Below are 18,582 nucleotides of genomic sequence, written 5' to 3' on the forward strand. Positions count from 1 at the left end.
ACGAGCTGATGAGCATCCAACGTGGGGTCCGCATCCGTATCGCGGCGGCGCTGCTCACCGCGGCCACGCTGCCGTTCGTGGCGGCCGGACCGGCAGCGGCGGCGCCACCGCGTGACCAGCAGTGGTACCTCGACCGAATCGGCGTACCCGAGGCGCAGACCGTCGCGCGGGGCGACGGGGTGCTGGTCGGCATGTTCCTGGCCTCCGTCGACACCAGTCGCCCCGAACTCGCCGGCCGGATTCGCCCCAACAAGTACGTCCGGGCGAACGGTACGGTCGACGACCGCCCGGAGAGCGCCGTCAGCACCGCCGGCCGGGAGCGCGACACCGGACTGGCGGGGCTGGTCGCCGCAGCCGGAGGCGACGGTCCGCTCGGCGTGGCGCCGCGTGCCGAGATTCAGCCGATCAACGGGCCGATCGGTGAGGGCAGTGTCTCGGTCGCGCTGCGCTGGCTGGTCGACCAGGGCGCGAAGGTCATCGACATGTCCGGCGGGTTCACCGTCGACGACAACGTACGCGCCATCGACGGGATCCGGTACGCGGTGGCCAACGACGTCGTGGTCATCATGGACGCCGAGCACGCCGACCGGCTCGCCGAGCCGGCGACCACCGGCGTACTCGTCGTCGGCGGGGTGAACGAGGCGGGTGAACGGAACGGCCGGACGTCGTTCGGCAGCCGCATCGACCTCGCCGCGCCCGGCGCCACACTCGGGCTGGTCGGGCTGACCGACCCGGGCGCGAACGGTGGCTACGGTCCGATCACGGCCGCCGGCGACCAGCAGGCGTCGGCGATCGTGGCGGGTGTGGCGGCGCTCATCCGGTCCCGGTCTCCGGAGCTCAACGCCGCCTCGGTCGTCGACCGGCTGCTCCACACGGCCCGGGACGCCGGACCTGCCGGGCCGGACAGCAGCTTCGGGGCCGGAATCGTAGACGCCGGCGCCGCGGTCACCAGCGACCGGCCCGCCGTGACGGAGAATCCGCTCGGTGATCCCGGGCCGCCGGAGGGTGAGAGCCTGCTCGACCGAATCGGCGGCACCCTGACCGTTGTCGTCGCCAGCCTCTGCTGTCTCCTTGTGGTCGTCGTGGTGGTCGGACTGCTGATCCTGCTGCGGGTCAGGCGCCGCCGACGCTGAGCTGCCGTCAGGAGGAGGGCCCTTGCTGTCGCCTCCGGTAGCGGAAGGGCCCTCCCGACGCCCCTCGACGTTCCGTGAATGCTGCGCCGCCGACCACTCACCCCACCCCTCACGGCGCGACGGATGGGCGGGCCCAGCCGAGGAAGCGGGCGAAGAGGGCAGCCGGGTCGGGTCCGGGTTGCGGATTGAGCCGGTACAGGTCGGCGCTGGCGGCGAAGAGCGCCGAGCCGAGATAGATGTGCAGGGCGACCCGGTTGTCACGGTAGTCGTGCAGCAGGGTCAGCCGGGCGGTGGCACACGGCCACGGGTGCCCGCACCGGCGGCAGCACCAGAGCGGGCGCAGCGGCAGGTGGGGTGCGGTTCCGCCGAGGTTCATCGGGGTGGCCGGTTGGCCCGGGCAGCCTGGCCGAGCGTGCTAGTCCTACTCGTCCAGAACGTCTAGGACGTACCTGATGACCAGGGCGGCGTCTAGGTCGTCCTTACCGTAAACCCCATGATCAACCCCATGTCACCCACACCGTTTGTACGTGCAGCTCGCCGATCTACTCGAAAAGAAGATCGAGAAGGGTGAACTGGCGCCGGGACAACTCCTCCCGAGCGAAACCCAACTCCGCCAGGAGTACGGCGTCGCCCGTGGCACGGTTCGTTCGGCGGTGGCGCTGCTCCGCGACCGCGGACTGGTCGTGACGTTGCCGCAGCGCGGCACGTACGTCCGGCAGTCCTGATTCGGCAGGCATCCGTCGCCGCTCGTCTGGCCCGCTCCGACCTCGACTGGAAAGATCATCCGGAGTTGGTGCCGGTCGAGGATAACGGGGAGCCCGATGTACGCGATACCGCTCGGCGACGACCACGCCGAACTGCGCCCGCTCGAGCCGTGGCAGGCCGAGGAGTTCCTGGCCCACATCGACCGGGGACGCGACCACATCGGACAGTACGTCCCACTGCCCGACCGGGTCTCGGACCTGGCGTCGGCCCGGTCGTTCCTCCAGGCGTACGCGGACAAGGCGGCCGCCGACACCGGCCGGCTCTGCGGCATCTGGGCGGACGGCACGCTGGTCGGCGGGGTGCTCTTCCGGAGGTTCGACGTGGCGACCGGTTACGCCGAGGCGGGCTGCTGGCTGGAACCGTCGGCGGTCGGGCGCGGACTGGTCACCCGGGCGGTACGCGTCCTGATCGACTGGGCGGTCGAGACCCGTGGCATCCACCGGATCGAGTGGCAGGTGGCGTCGGAGAACACACCGAGCATCGCGGTCGCCCGACGCCTCGGGATGACCCGGGACGGCGTACTCCGGGAAGCTGTCGCATACCGCGGGGTGCGGCAGGACATCGAGGTCTGGTCGGTGCTCGCGCCGGAGTGGCGGGCGGCCCGGCCGTAACACTGAGCAGCGGTGAGGATCCCACGATGACCGAAGAGGCTCTCAAGCCCGCCGAGCTGGTACCGGTCGAGGGCGGGACGTGGGGCGGGCTGCTGTTCGACAACCCGGGCATCGGGTTGGCGCCGGCTCTGACCTGGAGCTTCCGGTTTCCGTTCCAGGAGGTCTCCAGGGAGTACGGGAAGAGCCGGATCTTCGTGGACGTCGACTGGTTACCGCTGCCCGGAGCGGATTGGCGTGCCATGGCCGGGCAGGTTGTCCGCGGGGTCGGCGAACCCGCCGAGGCGAGTGTCTACTTCTTCGAACACCACCAGTACGACCTGATCGACCTGGAGATCGTCGAACAGCACGGGCCCCGGCTCCACGTCCGGACCACGCTCTCCGGTGACCTCGACGACCTGGGCATCGACCCGGTCACCGCCGACGCCTGGCTGGACTTTCGCAGCATCACCGTCTCGCTCGGCGACACGGCGTCGGTCGGGGCGGCACTCGCCCGACTCCGGTCCTTCACCCCGACCGACGGGTTGCTGCCCTCGCCGGTGTGGAACGGACCTTCGTACCGCTTCGTACCAGGAGACTGAGGCGCTCGGGACCCCATCACCGGCGACGGGACTACTCGCGCGCCTCCAGCGCGGCAAGATCACGCTCGGCGAACATGCGGTGCTCCCACTCCTCGTTGAGGACGACCGACAGGCACTTGCGTACCGGATAGCTGTCCGGCTTCGGCCAGCCGGGCGCCTCGACCGGCGTGGTGTGGCCGGCCAACGCCTCGTCGGTCAGGTCGTCGAGCAGCCGGCGCACCGTCGCCCTCCGGTCCCGGCGAAGCTCCAGCACCTCGTCGAGCGAGGGGCGGGCCTCCCGGTCCTGCGGCACCCCTGGCGTCTCGGGCATCTCGTCCCACGGCAGGCCCAGCGGGTGCCACGGTGCCGGATCACCGAGAATCGCCCGGTTCACCCAGCAGTCGGTGGCGAACACCAGGTGCCGCAGCGTCTCGATGAACGACCACTCCCCGTCGACCGACTCGTGCAGCAGCTCGGGACGGAGCCGGCGGGCCCGGTCGACGGTCCCGTCCCAGAGCCGTTCCAGGACGTCCCACGCCTCGCGGAAGCCGGCCGGGTCGGTCGGACGCATCTTGGCCCGGTCCGGATAGCGCCGGTTCAACTCGGCGTCGACAAGCGGGCCGATGTCGACGCCGTTGACCGTCACGTTCTCGATATCACCGTCGATCTCCACGTCGACCAGCTCGACGCCACGCATCACCACCTGACGCAGGAACGCGTCGCGAATCTGCACACCGGCCAGGTCGACGGAGCGGAACCGCGTGTTGTTGAGGTCGACGCGCTCGAACCGTGAGTCACGGAGGTCGACGTGCTCGAACCGGGAACCGCTGAGGTCGGCGCGGACATATTCGGCCATGGGGCGAACGCTACCGCCGGGGACCGACAATCCACGTCGGCCCCGGGCTGGACGACGACGGACCGCAGCCACGGGGAGTCACGGAAGCCACGTGCGTTTCCGCAGCTCGATCGTCGGTCACCGAAGAGTCATGGTCGGCGCGGTACGACTCCGTCCTGCCAGCGGTAGAGGTCGCGCAGCAGGGAAATCTCGGCGCCGTGATGGATCAACTCCCTGTTGACGTGCAGGACGATGACCTCCATGGGACGCCGCTCGGGACCCACCGTGGGTGGATTCTCCAGGTCGGCGTCCGAGAGTTCGCGGACCCCCGCGTTCCATCTCCCATACATCTCATCGAGCTGTTTCAGCGCCTCGTCAGCGGTTCCCGCGTAGGCGAACGTCTGGGAGTCGACGTCCTGGCCGCCGAAGTGCCATCCGACCCGATAGCCCAGGCACGAGACGATGATGTGCGCCAGCCGCCAGGCGATCGTGGTCACCGGCGCCGGCACCGGGTCAGGGGACGCGGAGTCCATCGTCCACGCTCCCGAACCTGCCGGCATCGGTGCGGCCGACGTGCCGCGTGGGCGGATGCTCCAACAGCCGCGCACCGGCTCCCAGAAGTACTCCTCGTCGGTAAGCCCGTCCAGCCGCGCCCGCAGGTTCTTGTGCCAGTACCAGTCCAGCTGGTCCGCGAGCCGCTCGCTTCTTGTCATTTCCGCACCCTACTCAGAGATGGCAGGCATCCTCATCTTCCGCCCCCGCGACGTACTCGGTCTGCCCGGCGAGATCGTGATCCCGGCGTCTCCCGGCTCGCCGGGACGGTGACGAACGTCGGCGAATACCATGGCGATGTCGTACGCGGCCCAGCTGGTCGCCCGCCCGACCAGCCGCTACGTCCGCTTCCTGGCCAACGCCGACGCCGATGCCGGCCCGGCGGAGATGCTGGAGTTCGTCCGCGCCGGCGGCGGCCTGCTCGCCGCCGCCGTCCGCACCACCCCGGCCCAGGTACGCGCCTACCACCCGTCCGGGATGGCCGACCCCGGAGGCTTCGCGGCGATGGGCTGTGTCGAGGTGCTCACCCACGGGCAGGACATCGCCGACGGGCTCGGCGTACGGCTCGACCCGCCCCGGGACATCTGCGCCCGGGTCCTCACGCGGTTGTTCCCGGACACCCCGGCCGAACTCCTCGACCTCGACCCGTGGACCGTGCTCCAGTGGTCCGTCGGACGTCTCGACCTGCCCGGACATCCCCGGCTGGAGAAGTGGCGCTGGCACGGCGCCCCGGTCGAAGAACGCTGACGGTCGCCGCCCCGGCACACTCCGCCACGCCGTACTCCGCGACGCCCGGTGTCACCGGTCGGTCCCGGTACGCCGAGGCGTGCCATACAGCGTGCCCCGTACGGCCGGGCGGGAGTGGGAGTCCGCCCGTGACCAGCTCGGTTCGGGCGCGTGGTCCGGGGCGGGCCCGTGCTCGGCCACCGACCGGTTCCGGCGTGCCCTGACCAGCCGGGAGCCGACGAAGTATCCGACCGCGAGGACACAGACCACGATGACCAGGTTCTGCAGCGTGCCCACGTACGACTCGACGGTGTGCCAGTTCTCGCCGAGCAGATAGCCGGCCAGCACGAACACGGTGTTCCAGATCGCGCTGCCGAGCGTGGTGTAGAGCAGGAACCGGGCGACAGGCATCCGTTCCACGCCGGCCGGAATCGAGATCAGGCTGCGGAAGATCGGAATCATCCGTCCGAAGAAGACCGCTTTCCCGCCGTGCCGGTGGAACCACGCCTCGGTCCGGTCCACGTCCTCCAGTTTCACCAGCGGCAGCCGCGCCACGATCGCCCGGATCCGGTCGCGACCGACGGCGACACCCACGTAGTACAGCAGCATGGCACCCACCACCGAGCCGAGCGTGGTCCAGGCGATGGCTCCGTACAGGTTCATCTTGCCCTGACTGGCGGTGAACCCGGCCAGCGGCAGGATCACCTCACTCGGGATCGGTGGGAACAGGTTCTCCAACGCCACCGCCAGGCCGGCGCCCGGGCCGCCGAGTCGCTCCACCAGATCGGTGACGTATCCGACCAGACCGCCGTCCGGCGACTCGGACTGCCCTGCCAACAATTCCACCTGGGTCGCGACAAGCGATGAACGGATCATGTTGGGAAGGCTAGGGAATCGCCGACCCGGCGACCATGAGGGCGACCGCCGGAATCATCCGCACCTCCGCAGTCCACCGGGTGCGGAAAACCGCACCCCCCACCGGTTCCTACGATCACGCCATCCTCCGACACCACTGACCGGGAGACTACGATCATGAATTCGTCCACCACCTGGGAACCCACCGCAGCCGGCGTCCTCCGTCTGCCCTCCGGCCGCCTGGTACGCGGTCGCGGCCTGCGTCGGCCCCTGCCCAGCGGTCCGTCGCCCACCTTCGGCGTGTACCTGCTGGGCCGCACGCCGCCGCCGGTCGAGTGGGAGAGCCGGTGGCTGCGCTGGCCCGACTTCTGGCTGCCCAGCGATCGCCCACAGGCCCGGGAGACGTTGCGGGAGACGTGGGAGGCCGCCGCCACCGGACGCGTCGAGATCGCCTGCGGTGGCGGCCGGGGTCGTACCGGCACCGCGCTGGCCTGCCTCGCCGTCCTCGACGGGGTGCCGCCGACCGAGGCGGTCTCGTACGTCCGGCAGCACTACGACAGGCATGCCGTCGAAACCCCCTGGCAGCGGCGGTACGTCCAAGGCTTCGCCGTCCCGGCCGCGCCGTGATCGCCTCCAGCACTCCGGTCAGGGTCGCCGGAGGATGACGAGTTGCCGGGTCGCCCGGGTCATCGCCACGTAGCGGTCGACCGCTCCCTCGACGCCCGCACCGAACGCCTCCGGGTCGACGAGCACCACCAGGTCGAACTCGAGCCCCTTCGACAGCTCCGGCGTCAACGACCGGACCCGGGCCGTCGCCGGGAAGGTGGGATCGCCGATGACGCAGGCGATCCCGTCGGCGTGCGCGGCCAGCCAGCTGTCGAGGATCCGATCCAGCTCAGACCTCGACCCGCGTACGACGGGAATCCCGCTCTCCCGGATGGAGGTCGGCACGTTGGCGTCCGGGAGCACGGCCCGGATCACCGGCTCGGCCTCCGCCATGACCTCCTTCGGGGTCCGGTAGTTGATGGTCAGCGAGGCCAGGTTGACCTGGTCGAGCCCGATCCGGGCCAGCCGTTCCGGCCAGGACTCGGTGAACCCGTGCCGGGCCTGGGCGCGGTCCCCGACGATGGTGAAACTCCGGGACGGGCAGCGCGCCAGCAGCATCTGCCACTGCGCGTCGGTGAGTTCCTGGGCCTCGTCCACGACGATGTGTGCGAACGGCCCGGCCAACCGGTCCGGGCTGGTGGCGGGCAGCGCGGAGTCGTCGACCAGGGCATCCTGGAAGTCCTCGCCGCGGAGCATCGTCACCAGGCCCATCCCGTACTCGTCGTCGACGGACGCGATCAGGTCGTCGACGACCCGGGTCATCCGCTCGCGTTCGGCGGCGACCGAGGCGGCGTGCCGGCGTTGCTGTCGGGACACCTCCGGGTCACCGAGCCGCTGCCGGGCCGCGTCCAGGAACGGCAGGTCGGAGACGGTCCAGGCGCGCGGGTCGTCGCGTCGCAACCGCCGGATCTCGTCGGGGCCGAGCCAGGGGGCGCACCTGCGCAGGTAGGCGGGGACCGACCAGAGGTCGCCGACCAGATCGGCCGCGTCGAGCAGCGGCCACGCGCGGTGGAACGCGGTACGCAGTTCCCGGTTCCGCAGCAGCGACCGGCGTACCAGGTCGTCCGGCTCGTCACCGTCGTACTTCTCCAACAGAATGGTGAGCAGTTCCTCCCAGACCTGGTCCCGGGCCTCGTTGTGCGGGGTGCCCGGTCCCGCCGCCCGGAACGCGTCGGCCCAGTCGTCGGCGCCGAGCCGGATGTCGGAGTCGTCGACGCTGACGGTCATCCCGCTGGTCGGCGGCTCCTCGTAGAACCGGACGGCCGCCTCGACCGCCTTCACCAGGTCGGCCGACGACTTCAGCCGGGCCACCTCCGGGTCGGCCTCGACGGTCGCCGAGGACCCCTCGGCGACGAGGTCCCGCAGGGTGCAGGTCTGCACGTCCTCCTCGCCGAGGCTGGGCAGCACGTCGGCGACGTACGCCAGATAGGGCTGGTGCGGGCCGACGAAGAGCACGCCACCCCGACGGTGACCGAGGCGGGGGTCGGAGTAGAGCAGGTACGCGGTGCGGTGCAGCGCGACGACGGTCTTGCCGGTACCCGGTCCGCCGTCGACGACCAGCGCGCCCCGGGAACTCGCCCGGATGATGGCGTCCTGGTCGGCCTGGATGGTGCCGAGCACGTCCCGCATCCGGGCCGACCGGTTGCCGCCCAGGCTGGCGATGAACGCGGACTGGTCGTCGAGGGCGGCGTGCCCGGCCAGCCCGTCCGGGTTGAAGACCTCGTCCCAGTAGTCGGTGATCCGGCCACGGGTCCAGCGGTACCTGCGCCGGCTCACCAGTCCGGCGGGGTGGGCGTGGGTCGCCGCGAAGAACGGCTCGGCCGCCGGGGTTCGCCAGTCGACCAGGAGCCGACGCCCGGCACTGTCGGTGAGGCCGAGTCGTCCGACGTACACGGGTTCGGGGTCGTCGGCGAAAACCATGTGTCCGAAACACAGGTCCAGCCCGAAGCGACGCAGGGCCCGCAGTCGGGCGGTCAGCCGGTGGACCTCCTGGTCGCGGTCCAGTGCCGCCTGGCCGATGCCGCCCGCCGCCCTACGCGTGGCGTCGAGACGGTCGGTCAGGTCGGAGATCGTCTGTTCGAGACTCTCCGCGATGGCCGCGAAGTGCCGTTCGTCGCGGGCGATCAGCGTCGGGTCGGCCTTGGGCGCGAGGTGGTCGGGCAGCGCGAAGGCACTTGTCGTCGGGAAGGTCAATTCATCGTTCCGATCCGGGTCGCTGTCGGTGATCGCGTACGGCGAAGCAAATCCACCCTGTCCGCGATCGCATTCAGCGCATCCCATTTCCGCAGGTGCTGGCCTCGGCCGGCAATTCTGCGGCATTACCCGGGCCTTGCCGCAAGCCCCCGGGTCGGCTATATTCTGAAAATGGAAAGAGGTAGTTGAACCCTTTCTCATCGATCCGATCGACGGATACCTCTCCTCGTGACGCCTCTCCTCGCAGCATCGCGAGTCGACACCGGGTGTCCGGCGAAACCACAGGAGCCCGTCGGACGACGTACCCGATCAGGCGAAACCCCGGCGGCGGCCCGGACCACCGGTGTGCACGCGGGCACCGGCGGGGCCGCATCCGGCCGCCCAGGGATCACGGCATCGGGTTGGGCGGTCCGAGGTAGGGGAAGTGCAGCAACAGGTCGTCGTGCGGACGCAGCCCGCTCGGCGGCACCTTGCCGTTGGTCAGCCAGGCAAAGCGGTAGCTGAAGACGTCGTCGACGAGCGCCCGACCGTTGGGATAGGCGGCCGGTTGGGTCCGGTCGTAGCGGAGGATGTCGGGAAGGCACTGCAGCGCGGTCCGCCTGGCCTCCTCCGGCGAATAGCCGGCCTTCTCCAACATCTGTGACCACGGGCCCAGGTAGTTGGCCACGTCGTCGGCCGGCTGCCGGGAGTTGTACCGGTTCTTCTCCCCGTCCGGATTGACGAACGGGTTGATGGTCGGGTTTCCACCCCGGTCCATCTGCTCCAGCGTGCCGTCGTCGCGGCGCCGGCTGATCGACGCCCACACCCCGATCTCCGGGCCGCCGAGCAGGTCGAAGGGTACGTCCAGCACGATCGAGTCGACGTTGTTGCCGGCGAAGTCGTCGTGGCCCGTCCACTTCATCCCGTGCAGGGCGCCCTCGACGTCGGCGAAGAACGGGTCGCTGCGCAGCCCGACAAAGAGCCGGATCGGCGCCGGTTCGTCGATGATGACCGGCTGTACGGTGCCGTCGAAGCTGACCGGGAACGACTCGGCGACCACCCGGCCGGCGGGTTCGGGCTGCCGGGCGTCGGCTCCGGTGGCGTACCAGGCGGTCCCGGTCTGGCTACCGTTGTCGTATTCGGAGAACGTGAAGGTGAACGCGATGTCGGCGTGGGCGTCCCCGTCGGTGTCGATGTTGATCCGGTAGACCGCGCTGGGACAGAACTCCGGTCCGGTGGTGGCCGGGGGTATCGGAGGCGGCGCCACCGTCGGGTTGGCGTCGATGATCAGGATCGTCCGGTCGGGGTCCTCCATCGAGGCGAAGGCGTACACGTCGGTCAGCTCGAGGCGGCGGTCGTCGCCGGGAAACCCCAGGTTGTCGGCGCTGAAGTGGTTGGACACGATGCTCCTCGACGGTCACGGGCGGGGTTCCGGCCAGCCGCTGCGTACGCCGCCTGCTCGGCCTGTTCACGACCGGACGCTAGTGAGGTCGGGGGCCGCCCACCGGCGATTCGTGGAGTCATGCCCGACCGGGTGAAGCCTCCGCCTCAAGCAGATCCCACTGCCCGCCGAACCATCGCCGCAGTGACGCCGCCAGGTGGCGGTGGTTTCCGGCCCACACGTCGTCGAAGACGAACACTTGCTGGTAGCCATGGTTGTCGTGAACATGGAACACCGCCTGGGCAAGATGCTCGGCCACGGCGATCCGCCCGAGGCTCGGTCGCCGCGTGCCGAACGGGCCGGGCAGTTCGTCGAGCCCGGCGACGTCGGCCAGGACCGCGCGGGTGATCCGGTACGCCTCGGGCTGGTCCCCGTCGAGCCCGGCGACGTCGAGATACTGGTCGTTCCACGCCGCCCACCGGTTCATCGTCCGCAGCGCCTGCTCCAAGTCGTCGTCCGGGCCGATCGCGGCCCTCAGCAGGACAAGCTCGTCCAGCCACTCTCCAGTCACCTCGGTCGTACGGAGATGCCGGGCGAAGTCGGGCAGCCGGACGCCGGGAAACCGGACCACCTCGGCCTGTGTCTCCCAGTCCCCGTCCCCCAGCAGCGAGATGACGACGGTCGTCACCGGTTCGACACCGCCCGGCCCGGCCGCCTCGTCGGGCAGCGGCCAGTTCTCGTGGGCGGCGTAGGCCAGTCGGTCCGGGTACGTGGCGAGCAGTCGACGGTCGAGGAAGAAGTACGCCAGCGAGACCTCGTCGTCGTCCGTGCACGCCCGTACACCGAGGTCGTCGACAACAACCTCGCCCTCCACGTACAGATGCTGTTCCAGCAGCTCCCGGAGATGTTCGGTGGACGTCGGCTCCGGTAGGTCGTGCTCGGTCGCCGCCCTGAAAATGCTGTCCAGACCGTAGACGTCGACGCCCAGCTCGTTGCGCAGCCAGGTGTCGGGGTCGGCGGCGGCCTCTTTCCAGGCACGGCGGAACCAGTCGAGCACCGTGGCGTCCGGGAGCCAGCGCACGTGCTTGCCGAGCACACCCTCGTACGGGGAGCGGTACACGAAGCAGATCACGGCCACCATGATGCAGCAGAGCCGAATCGTCCGAAGATCCGAGTTGGTGGACGGCCGCAGGGAAACAGGATCGATTCTCCAGCGCTGACCTCGGGGAACGTGTTTGGGATACTGCCGCCGTGACGGTCAAGGCGCTCATCTTCGACTTCGACGGCCTGCTGATGGACACCGAGACCACCCTGCTGGAGAGCTGGCGCTGGGAATGGCGGCGGCACGGCCTGGAACTGGACCCGCAGGGCTTCTTCGCCGACCACGGCGGCGACGCGAACGGGCCGAGGTACGCCGCGCTCGCCGCAGCGGTCGGCCCCGCGTACGAACGCGAGTCCAGTCACGCGCTGCGGATGGCGTACCGGGCGGAACTGAACGCGGCACTGGAGCCGGCACCGGGCATCGTCGAGTGGCTGGACCGGGCCGCGGAGTTGGGACTGCGCTTGGCGGTGGCGAGCAGTTCGCCGGTGGGCCACGTGGGCACGATGCTGGATCGGGCCGGATTGCGTACCCGGTTCGAGGTACTGGCGACCGGCGAGGAAGTGGTGGCGCACAAGCCGGATCCGGCCGTGTACCTGGTGGCGCTGGAGCGACTCGGACTGCCGGCGGAGGAGGCAATCGCGTTCGAGGACACCGCGCACGGCGTGGCGGCGGCGCACGCGGCCGGGCTGCGCTGCGTGGCGGTACCGAACCCGTACGCGGACAGGGCACGCTTCACCGCCGCGGACCTGCTGCTCGCCAGCGCCGCCGACCTGACCCTGGACGCGGTCCTGGCGAAGCTGACCCGCCGCGCGGCCGTCAGCCTGATGCGCCGCGTCACCGATCACGGTTGACAGCTCGGGGCCGCTGCGGCAGCCTTGCAGCCGACCACGTGTCCGGCGTGGGCACTCTGCATGAGGGAATGACGCCTGTGATCCAGGTTGGCCGAGCGGCCGCCTGAGTGTTGACCACGCAACGAGCGATCGGTGCGTGGCTTCGTCACGGTGAGCGGCCCAACGTTTCTTCCGCCCACCGCAGCTTCCCTCATGTATCGAGGTCTAGGTTGATCATGGATGCCCGCATCCAGCAGTCCGTCGTCGCCAACCTGTGCAACCGACCCGCCCCCGTAGAGGTGGGGCCGTTCGTGTTCGGTTTGGATCCGACAACAACCAGTCCCCACATCAACTACGCCACGCCGCGTCCCGGTACCGCCATCACCGAGGCCGACGTCGCCGCCCTGGTCGCAGCCTTCCGCGCCGCTGGTCGCAAACCCCGCCTGGAGTACGTCACCAGTTGCGCCCCCGGCCTGGAGACACTGCTGACCGCCGCCGGCTTCACCGTGGAAGCCCGACACACCTACCTGCTCTGCACACCCGACACGTTGACGACACCACCCACGCCCGATCGGCTCGATCTGCACGAACCGGCCACCGACCCCCAGCGTGCGGCGCTGATCAGCGCGCAGAACGAAGCCTTCGGCGGCGACCCGGTGGCCACCGAGGCCGACGTGGCTCGGCTTCGGCGCATGCAGGGCAACGGAGGCGTGGCCGTGATGGCCCTCACCGACGACGGCACCTGCGCGGGCGGTGGCGGGGCGGTTCCGCCCGCCGACGCGGTGAGCGAGGTCGCCGGCATCGCCGTCCGTACGCCGTACCGTGGTCGCGGGGTGGCGGGCGCGATCACCGCCGAGGTAACCAGACGGCTGTTCACGGCAGGCGCGGAGGCCGCCTGGCTGGAGGCCTCCGGCAAGGATTCGTGGCGGGTGTATCAGCGCGTCGGTTACCAACCCGCTGGTGAACGGCTCTACATCGCCCTGCCCTGAGGTCCGACACAGGACCCGGGCTGAGATCCGCTGACCAGGCTGCGGCCGGTCACGGACGCCCGCTCACCGCCATGTGAGCGGGGGACACGGCGAAGGCGAGAAAGCGCACGACGGAACGACGGAGCTCGACGAGGGCGAAGGCCCAGGCTCGGAGAAATTCCTCTCTGACCTGGGCCTCAGCCCGTGAGGGGGCGCCCGCACCGTCACTCTGGGGACGGTTCGAGCTACAAGATCAGCAACCAGGCCGGCGAACCGAACGCGCAGATCGCACCATCCGCGCGCTCATCGGAACCGGTGCTCACCCTTGGATCGGGCATGGTTCGGGCACGGTGAGCGATCACGCGCCCTGGTCCGATGGGGGGACGGCGCCGGAGTCGTCCCCAGGTGCTTCGGCCCCAGGTGCTGAGCTCACGGGTCGCACGTACCAGTCAGAGGAATAGTCCACCCGGATGACCAACTCATCCGACCAGAGGTGTTCGCCATCGTCGACGATGGCGTCGGTGACGACGAACTGGTCATTGCCCCACGGGTCAGGATGATCAGAGCTGGGGCCGTAAGCGACCTCTGCCCTCAGCACCATGTCATCTGGGAGACCGTCGAGCGCGGCACGTAGCTGTCCGACAGTCCAGCTGTCCACGTCGTGTCGGTACCGCTCGATGGGCCCGTCCCACCTTGGTTCCGACGACGGAAGGTCCCTGCTCGACACGAAACGAAGCTACCTGAGGCATCTCCTGGACAACACCGTCAAGCACACCTCGACGACAGACGAACTGGTCCTCATCGGCACGGCGGCCCGCACGGCGTGGCCCTGGAAGTTATCGCCGTCGAACTGCTGGACGGCACACTAAGAGTGATCCACTCCATGAACATGCGACCCCAGTACAACCGGCCTTACAGGGAGGCGAAGCCATGGCGGATATGACTACGAAAGCGACAAAGAGCAGCGCGACCCGCACCAAGCCCGAGAGGACAGGGGTGCAGGGCCGAGCAGTTCGGGGTAAGCAAACCACCCAACCCGAGACGGATTCTCCGACGCCCCGAGACGCGCGCAAGGTCACCCGGACCGCCAGTCGGCAGACCAAGAGCGGGGTCACCCTTACCCCGCAGGTAGAGGCCGACCTCACGGCCGAAGCGGAGGCAGGGTACGACGTCAGCAAGCTCACTCCTCGACGGGTCGGCCGACCGTCCCTGTCAAAAGAAGGCGGGACCTCGCACAGACTCAGTGTGCGAGTCGATGACCAGACTTTCCAGATGATCCAGAAGGTGGCAGAGCTGACAAACCGCCGCCCGAGTGATCTCGTTCGAGAGGTGCTGCAGGCCGCGTACCCCCGCAAGTAGATTTGCCGTACTCGCCAAGCGGACCAGGGGCAAGGCCATATCCGATGGCGGCAAGATGGGTCTGACGCGAAGCGCCGACGATCCGAAGGGCGGCCGGCATCCTGGTCGGCCGCCGTACGTTGCACGCAGCATCTTCGCCGCCCTTGAAGAACGAAGGCCCTGACGGGGACTGACGTCCTGACCAGGGCCTTCGTGGTGGAGCGGGTGACGGGAATCGAACCCGCACTGTCAGCTTGGGAACTCGCTGGGGCTTCGGTTCGACTCAAGGTCAACGAGCCACGCTCCTGGTCACGGTGCCCGTGGTTGACCGCCGTTCTCCCTGGCTTCCCGGCGCTACGGGCACGTAGGGGGCACGGGCGGCAAGCACCCAGGAGATGGCAAATCGGCGCCATTCAGTGCCTGTCTCGTTGCTTAGCGTTCGCCTAGGGTCGACGCCATGGAGTACGAGAAGGGTCAGAAGGTCGTGCTGACACGGCAGGTCGACGGCTACAAGCCAGGCGAGCGCGGCGTGGTCATCCGCGTAGACGACGCATGGTTTGCCAGGACCAGGTACAGCGTCCTAATCGACGAGACTGGCGAGGTCGTTGAGCAGCTGGTCGACGATGACCTCTACAGCCCCGAGTAGGACCTGACCCGGCTCAAACTCATCGAGCCCGACAGAGGGTCGGTGAGCACAGCGGACCGCATCTCGGGCGGCTCGGTGGCAAGCCAGTCTGGGGTTCGGACTGGCGCGGCAGCCGGAAGCCCCAGGCTCGGCGGCGACCAGCCCCGACGGCTTCCGTACCGCCTCATGTGACTCTTGCCCCCGACCGGGCGCCTCTGCGAGCTACGCGCCGTGCGGTTGGTCCCGCGCGGCGCGGGGGCGGCTGCCCGGCGGTTGTCGGCGGGTCTCCGCCCCGGCCGCGTAGCGGTCCGGGGCGGCTTGCCGCCGGGCGGCCTACCGCTCACGCGCCGCGCGCCGCGCGGCGCTCTTGATCCAATACAGAGTTATTCGGCAAAGTCTTGCAAGCCGCTCTATCCCGAGTTGGCACGCCTCGATCGCTTCGGCGTGAAGGAAGCGGCAGCCGTCGATGAGCTGCGCTAGCAGCAAGGCTGAGCTGCCCGAGCGGTCCACCGCAGTCCATAAACATCCAGCGATGCTCGTGACCATCGTCACCCAGTTGGTCACCCAGCTCGGATGTCAGACGTTGAAGCGGAACATGAAGCTGCTGTCCGGCCACCAGCGTGAACGGCCAGCGACACCTGCTCACACGGCGTATCGGGCTGTCACCATTGGTGGCTGGTTGACGAAGTTTGACAGTGTCTTGTGCCCCCTGTGTGCCCCACACTGCCAGAAGCGAGCGAGGCCGGGTTAGCGTCGCCTGACACTGCTCAACGGGTCCGCGAAGGTACAGGCTAGTCCGTTGGTACGCACCGCGTGGCTACTCGCATGGCTACCTCTACCCGGCCTCACCCGACTGGATAGCGGGACTGTGCGGGGCGGCATTGCCTCTCCCGTTACCCCGCCGAGGTCACGTCCGCGCCGGCGCTGTAACAGAGCAACAGGCACCCCGGCGCGCCGACTCCGCCAGCTCCTCGCAGGCGATGCCAGAAACGTCTCAGTCTGTAGCGAAGGCTCTCAAAGGCCGGTCAGTCGACCGCGTTGTCGATGAGCCCGTAGGGCGGGGTCTCCGCGCTACGTGTGTAGCGGACAACAACATCATCCTTCACAATGGCCGGCGGGCTGTTATCCACCACAACAAGCTGCGCTCCCACGCCATTCGTCGCGAGCCATTGCTTCACATGCCGATAAAAGTTCTCTACGAGTCGAGCATCCGCGAAGTCTGGGTCGTCTTCCCTTGCCTTATGCCCGAGGTTTTTCTGAGGGCTGTCGATGATAAGCAAACCTGGGGCGTTGGCCTGGCGCTCGTGAGCGACCTCCCATACAGTCAGATACCAAGCCAAGCTGATGAGGACAAGGCCACCGCTACTGGCAGCAGTGTAAGGAAGGCCACGAACGTGCGGCATGAGTCTATCGTCGAGGTAGGGCTGACTGAGCTTCGGATAACCCATGTGCGAAAGGATTTCGCCGAAGCGCTGAGACAGAAGGGCAATAAGGGCAGCCCTATCCGGCCGATTGGTCGACTCCCTTCGTTCGGCACGCAACTGGGCAGCCTGGCCGGCTAGGCGCTGCGCATTCTCGTCGGCTGCTTGAACTCGGGCCCAAAGACGGAGGCCAGATTCAGCGTTTTGCCGTCGAAGGAGAGCTTCGCCTCGACGACGCGTGAGGTCATCCCGGCCAGCCAGATATGGCGCGGGAAGATTGACCGCTTGATTGAGCGCCGCCGCCGCTGACTCCACGGCAGCATCCGCTGCTTCCTGCGCCGACCTCAAAACCTTCAAGTCGTCGTCTAGCCGATTCCAGTAGTCGGTAATTTCGTCAAGGCGACGAGAGGTAGCTCGCAACTCTGCTTGAATGACTGCCAGCGTGTGCTCGATCCCATCCTCGTCGTCCGCCTTTGGGAGTTCGCGGTCAATAGACGATTCAGCGGCGTCAGCAACCTTACCGAGAAGAAGGGCGCCATCTTCGACGGTGACGTTGTGTCCACAAAGACTGCAGCTCCCGGCAGTTACTGAGGGTGCGATGTCGAGCGCCGATAGGCAAGCTGGACAGATGCTCACATGAAGAGGGTTGAAGACTCTCTCGGCTTCTTTAAGAAAAGTCAGCTTCTTTTTATCGTCCGCGTACTGGCCGCGAAGAACTGCGAGCCGCTCCATTAGACTTTCGCGGTTCCGGACGCGGATGGCGGCCAGCCTAGCCTCATTCTTGAGTGCCTCCAACTTGCGGCGCATGTCCGTTAAAGTGTTATCTCGGGACATATGCGTTTGATCAACCTCAGCTAGCTGAGCTGTTAACTCGCGAGCCTCTCGGCGAGCCTCATCGCGGTCGCTCTCAAGCACCAACGAGCCAAGGGGGTGCTCTGCTTGGACGAGCGTTCGCAAAGAGGCCGCAACCCGCTCTGCCTCACGTGCTGCCTCAGTAGCCCTTTGCGCCTTCGCAGCTAGATCGGTGCCAGCGGCATCGTGCACGTCGAATATTACGTCGATGAGTTGTGAGAATTTCTGACGGATCATGAAATTCGAGTGCTCGAACACGAGGTTCTTGCTATCTAGCCGCTCATTCGGGAGATACATGACCCGAAAGAGATCCCGGATGCTTAGAATTTGGGTGGCCGACTTCTCCTGCTTCGGGGCCACCGGTAAATCAACATTGTCCAGCCCGCAGGCAGCAAGCAGCGCTTGGGAGAGGCCTGACGGGTCCGACGGGGGCTCGGTTGGCAGCCGTAGCTCTACTGCCTCCTCTAATGCCCTGAGAGGAGCCTTCCAAAGGGAGGCAAAGCTAGATGGCGGACCGGCTGCCACTCGCTCGATGGTGGTGACGTGGCCAGAAAGCTCCGATTCGAGCATGGCCGACCGTACATGAGCGAGGACTTCCGGGTGCTGCGGGTGTTCATCATCGCCAAGGCAGTAGCGGACGAAGTCAACTACGCTGGTTTTCCCCGTTTGGCTGGGACCGGCAATAACCGAAAGCCCTCGCCATGCCTCGTCCCTCGAATCCATGAACGAAACGTCGTAATGCCTGCCAGTGCCAGTCGCCCCTGCAAGCCGTAGCTTCCGCAGCCTTATGCCCCGTGGCTGATAAGCGTCAGGCACTGCCCCTCCTTTGACGTGCACCGAGACGGGTCGAAGTGGGCGTGGTCTCTGCGACGTCGTCTAGAAAGTCGATGAGTAGCCACGACCGACCGAGCCACTGCCTCGCACATTGAGTGAGCCGCCGATCTGACATCTTTCCAAGTCGCCTCAGGACCACACCAGCCGCTTCTCGATAAGCCTCTGCGTAAATGGAAGTAAGGTCTTCCGCAACGCTTTGGCCGAGCGGCGTCAGAACGTATCCCCGTTGACCGAATGAAACCATCCCATACGCCAAGAGCAGAGACAGATCGTGCTGTAATCTTCGACGCCTGCTCGCAAATCGCTGCCCCGTAGATGCGTACGACAGCTGACGATCGCTGAAACCGGCTAGACGCAGAGTAAGCCTGTCTGCGACGTCTCGGTCGTCATCACCTGAGGTGACAATGAAAGGATTTGCG

General features: G+C 67.9%; 17 protein-coding genes. 9 read left to right on the plus strand and 8 right to left on the minus strand.

The features are described from left to right. Window positions 1-8 precede the first annotated feature (8 nt). Window positions 9-1,133, plus strand: coding sequence for a S8 family serine peptidase (locus tag ABGB21_RS31960; RefSeq protein ID WP_347654481.1), 1,125 nt, complete (start codon window positions 9-11; stop codon window positions 1,131-1,133). Between the two features lie 109 nt (window positions 1,134-1,242). On the opposite strand, the gene ABGB21_RS31965 is transcribed toward ABGB21_RS31960, so the two are convergent. Next, window positions 1,243-1,509 (minus strand): hypothetical protein, encoded by a 267-nt coding sequence (locus tag ABGB21_RS31965; protein WP_347654480.1) that lies wholly within the window; start codon window positions 1,507-1,509, stop codon window positions 1,243-1,245. Window positions 1,510-1,660: 151 nt separating this feature from the next. Here ABGB21_RS31965 and ABGB21_RS31970 point away from each other — a divergent pair, with 151 nt between their 5' ends. The 3 genes from ABGB21_RS31970 (at window position 1,661) to ABGB21_RS31980 (ending at window position 3,087) form a co-directional block, all read left to right on the plus strand. Next, window positions 1,661-1,858, plus strand: a complete 198-nt coding sequence (locus ABGB21_RS31970) for a winged helix-turn-helix domain-containing protein (protein ID WP_347680950.1) — start codon at window positions 1,661-1,663, stop codon at window positions 1,856-1,858. Between the two features lie 96 nt (window positions 1,859-1,954). Then, window positions 1,955-2,509, plus strand: a complete 555-nt coding sequence (locus ABGB21_RS31975; RefSeq protein ID WP_347680952.1) for a GNAT family protein — start codon at window positions 1,955-1,957, stop codon at window positions 2,507-2,509. A 26-nt stretch (window positions 2,510-2,535) separates the two neighbouring features. After that, window positions 2,536-3,087: a hypothetical protein gene (locus ABGB21_RS31980; protein WP_347654477.1), complete on the plus strand. Its 552-nt coding sequence runs from the start codon at window positions 2,536-2,538 to the stop codon at window positions 3,085-3,087. A 31-nt stretch (window positions 3,088-3,118) separates the two neighbouring features. On the opposite strand, the gene ABGB21_RS31985 is transcribed toward ABGB21_RS31980, so the two are convergent. Further along, on the minus strand, window positions 3,119-3,922 hold the full coding sequence (locus ABGB21_RS31985; protein ID WP_347654476.1) for a DinB family protein: 804 nt from the start codon (window positions 3,920-3,922) through the stop codon (window positions 3,119-3,121). 128 nt (window positions 3,923-4,050) lie between these two features. Beyond that, window positions 4,051-4,614 carry a DinB family protein gene (locus ABGB21_RS31990; RefSeq protein ID WP_347654475.1) on the minus strand — a complete coding sequence of 188 codons (564 nt, stop codon included), beginning with the start codon at window positions 4,612-4,614 and terminating at the stop codon, window positions 4,051-4,053. Between the two features lie 136 nt (window positions 4,615-4,750). On the opposite strand from ABGB21_RS31990, the gene ABGB21_RS31995 reads away from it, so the two are divergent. After that, entirely contained in the window at window positions 4,751-5,200 is a 450-nt protein-coding gene (locus tag ABGB21_RS31995) for a maleylpyruvate isomerase N-terminal domain-containing protein (protein WP_347654474.1), read from the plus strand. Between the two features lie 51 nt (window positions 5,201-5,251). Here the strand turns inward: ABGB21_RS31995 and ABGB21_RS32000 are convergent, their stop codons facing one another. Further along, entirely contained in the window at window positions 5,252-6,055 is an 804-nt protein-coding gene (locus ABGB21_RS32000) for a DedA family protein (protein WP_347654473.1), read from the minus strand. A 156-nt stretch (window positions 6,056-6,211) separates the two neighbouring features. Here ABGB21_RS32000 and ABGB21_RS32005 point away from each other — a divergent pair, with 156 nt between their 5' ends. After that, window positions 6,212-6,661 carry a protein phosphatase gene (locus ABGB21_RS32005; RefSeq protein WP_347654472.1) on the plus strand — a complete coding sequence of 150 codons (450 nt, stop codon included), beginning with the start codon at window positions 6,212-6,214 and terminating at the stop codon, window positions 6,659-6,661. Window positions 6,662-6,679: 18 nt separating this feature from the next. Here ABGB21_RS32005 and helR read toward each other — a convergent pair whose 3' ends face one another. The 3 genes from helR to ABGB21_RS32020 all read right to left on the minus strand — a co-directional run bounded on the left by helR (window position 6,680) and on the right by ABGB21_RS32020 (window position 11,325). Beyond that, window positions 6,680-8,833 (minus strand): RNA polymerase recycling motor ATPase HelR, encoded by a 2,154-nt coding sequence (gene helR / locus ABGB21_RS32010; RefSeq protein ID WP_347680954.1) that lies wholly within the window; start codon window positions 8,831-8,833, stop codon window positions 6,680-6,682. A 388-nt stretch (window positions 8,834-9,221) separates the two neighbouring features. Next, complete coding sequence (locus ABGB21_RS32015; RefSeq protein ID WP_347680956.1) at window positions 9,222-10,214, minus strand: DUF4331 family protein; 993 nt, start codon at window positions 10,212-10,214, stop codon at window positions 9,222-9,224. A gap of 118 nt (window positions 10,215-10,332) precedes the next feature. Continuing rightward, on the minus strand, window positions 10,333-11,325 hold the full coding sequence (locus tag ABGB21_RS32020; RefSeq protein ID WP_347680958.1) for a hypothetical protein: 993 nt from the start codon (window positions 11,323-11,325) through the stop codon (window positions 10,333-10,335). Between the two features lie 119 nt (window positions 11,326-11,444). On the opposite strand from ABGB21_RS32020, the gene ABGB21_RS32025 reads away from it, so the two are divergent. From ABGB21_RS32025 to ABGB21_RS32035, 3 genes are all read left to right on the plus strand, one after another. Continuing rightward, window positions 11,445-12,146, plus strand: coding sequence for an HAD-IA family hydrolase (locus tag ABGB21_RS32025; protein WP_347680960.1), 702 nt, complete (start codon window positions 11,445-11,447; stop codon window positions 12,144-12,146). A 107-nt stretch (window positions 12,147-12,253) separates the two neighbouring features. After that, a complete protein-coding gene (locus ABGB21_RS32030; protein WP_347680962.1) occupies window positions 12,254-13,114 on the plus strand; it encodes a GNAT family N-acetyltransferase in 861 nt (286 codons plus the stop codon). Between the two features lie 1,774 nt (window positions 13,115-14,888). Continuing rightward, window positions 14,889-15,077, plus strand: coding sequence for a hypothetical protein (locus ABGB21_RS32035; RefSeq protein ID WP_347680964.1), 189 nt, complete (start codon window positions 14,889-14,891; stop codon window positions 15,075-15,077). A gap of 1,004 nt (window positions 15,078-16,081) precedes the next feature. On the opposite strand, the gene ABGB21_RS32040 is transcribed toward ABGB21_RS32035, so the two are convergent. Beyond that, a complete protein-coding gene (locus ABGB21_RS32040; RefSeq protein WP_347680966.1) occupies window positions 16,082-18,145 on the minus strand; it encodes a DNA recombination protein RecN in 2,064 nt (687 codons plus the stop codon). Window positions 18,146-18,582: the final 437 nt, after the last annotated feature.

The organism is Plantactinospora sp. B24E8 (genome assembly GCF_039871735.1).
In the GTDB taxonomy this organism is placed as follows: Bacteria; Actinomycetota; Actinomycetes; order Mycobacteriales; family Micromonosporaceae; genus Plantactinospora.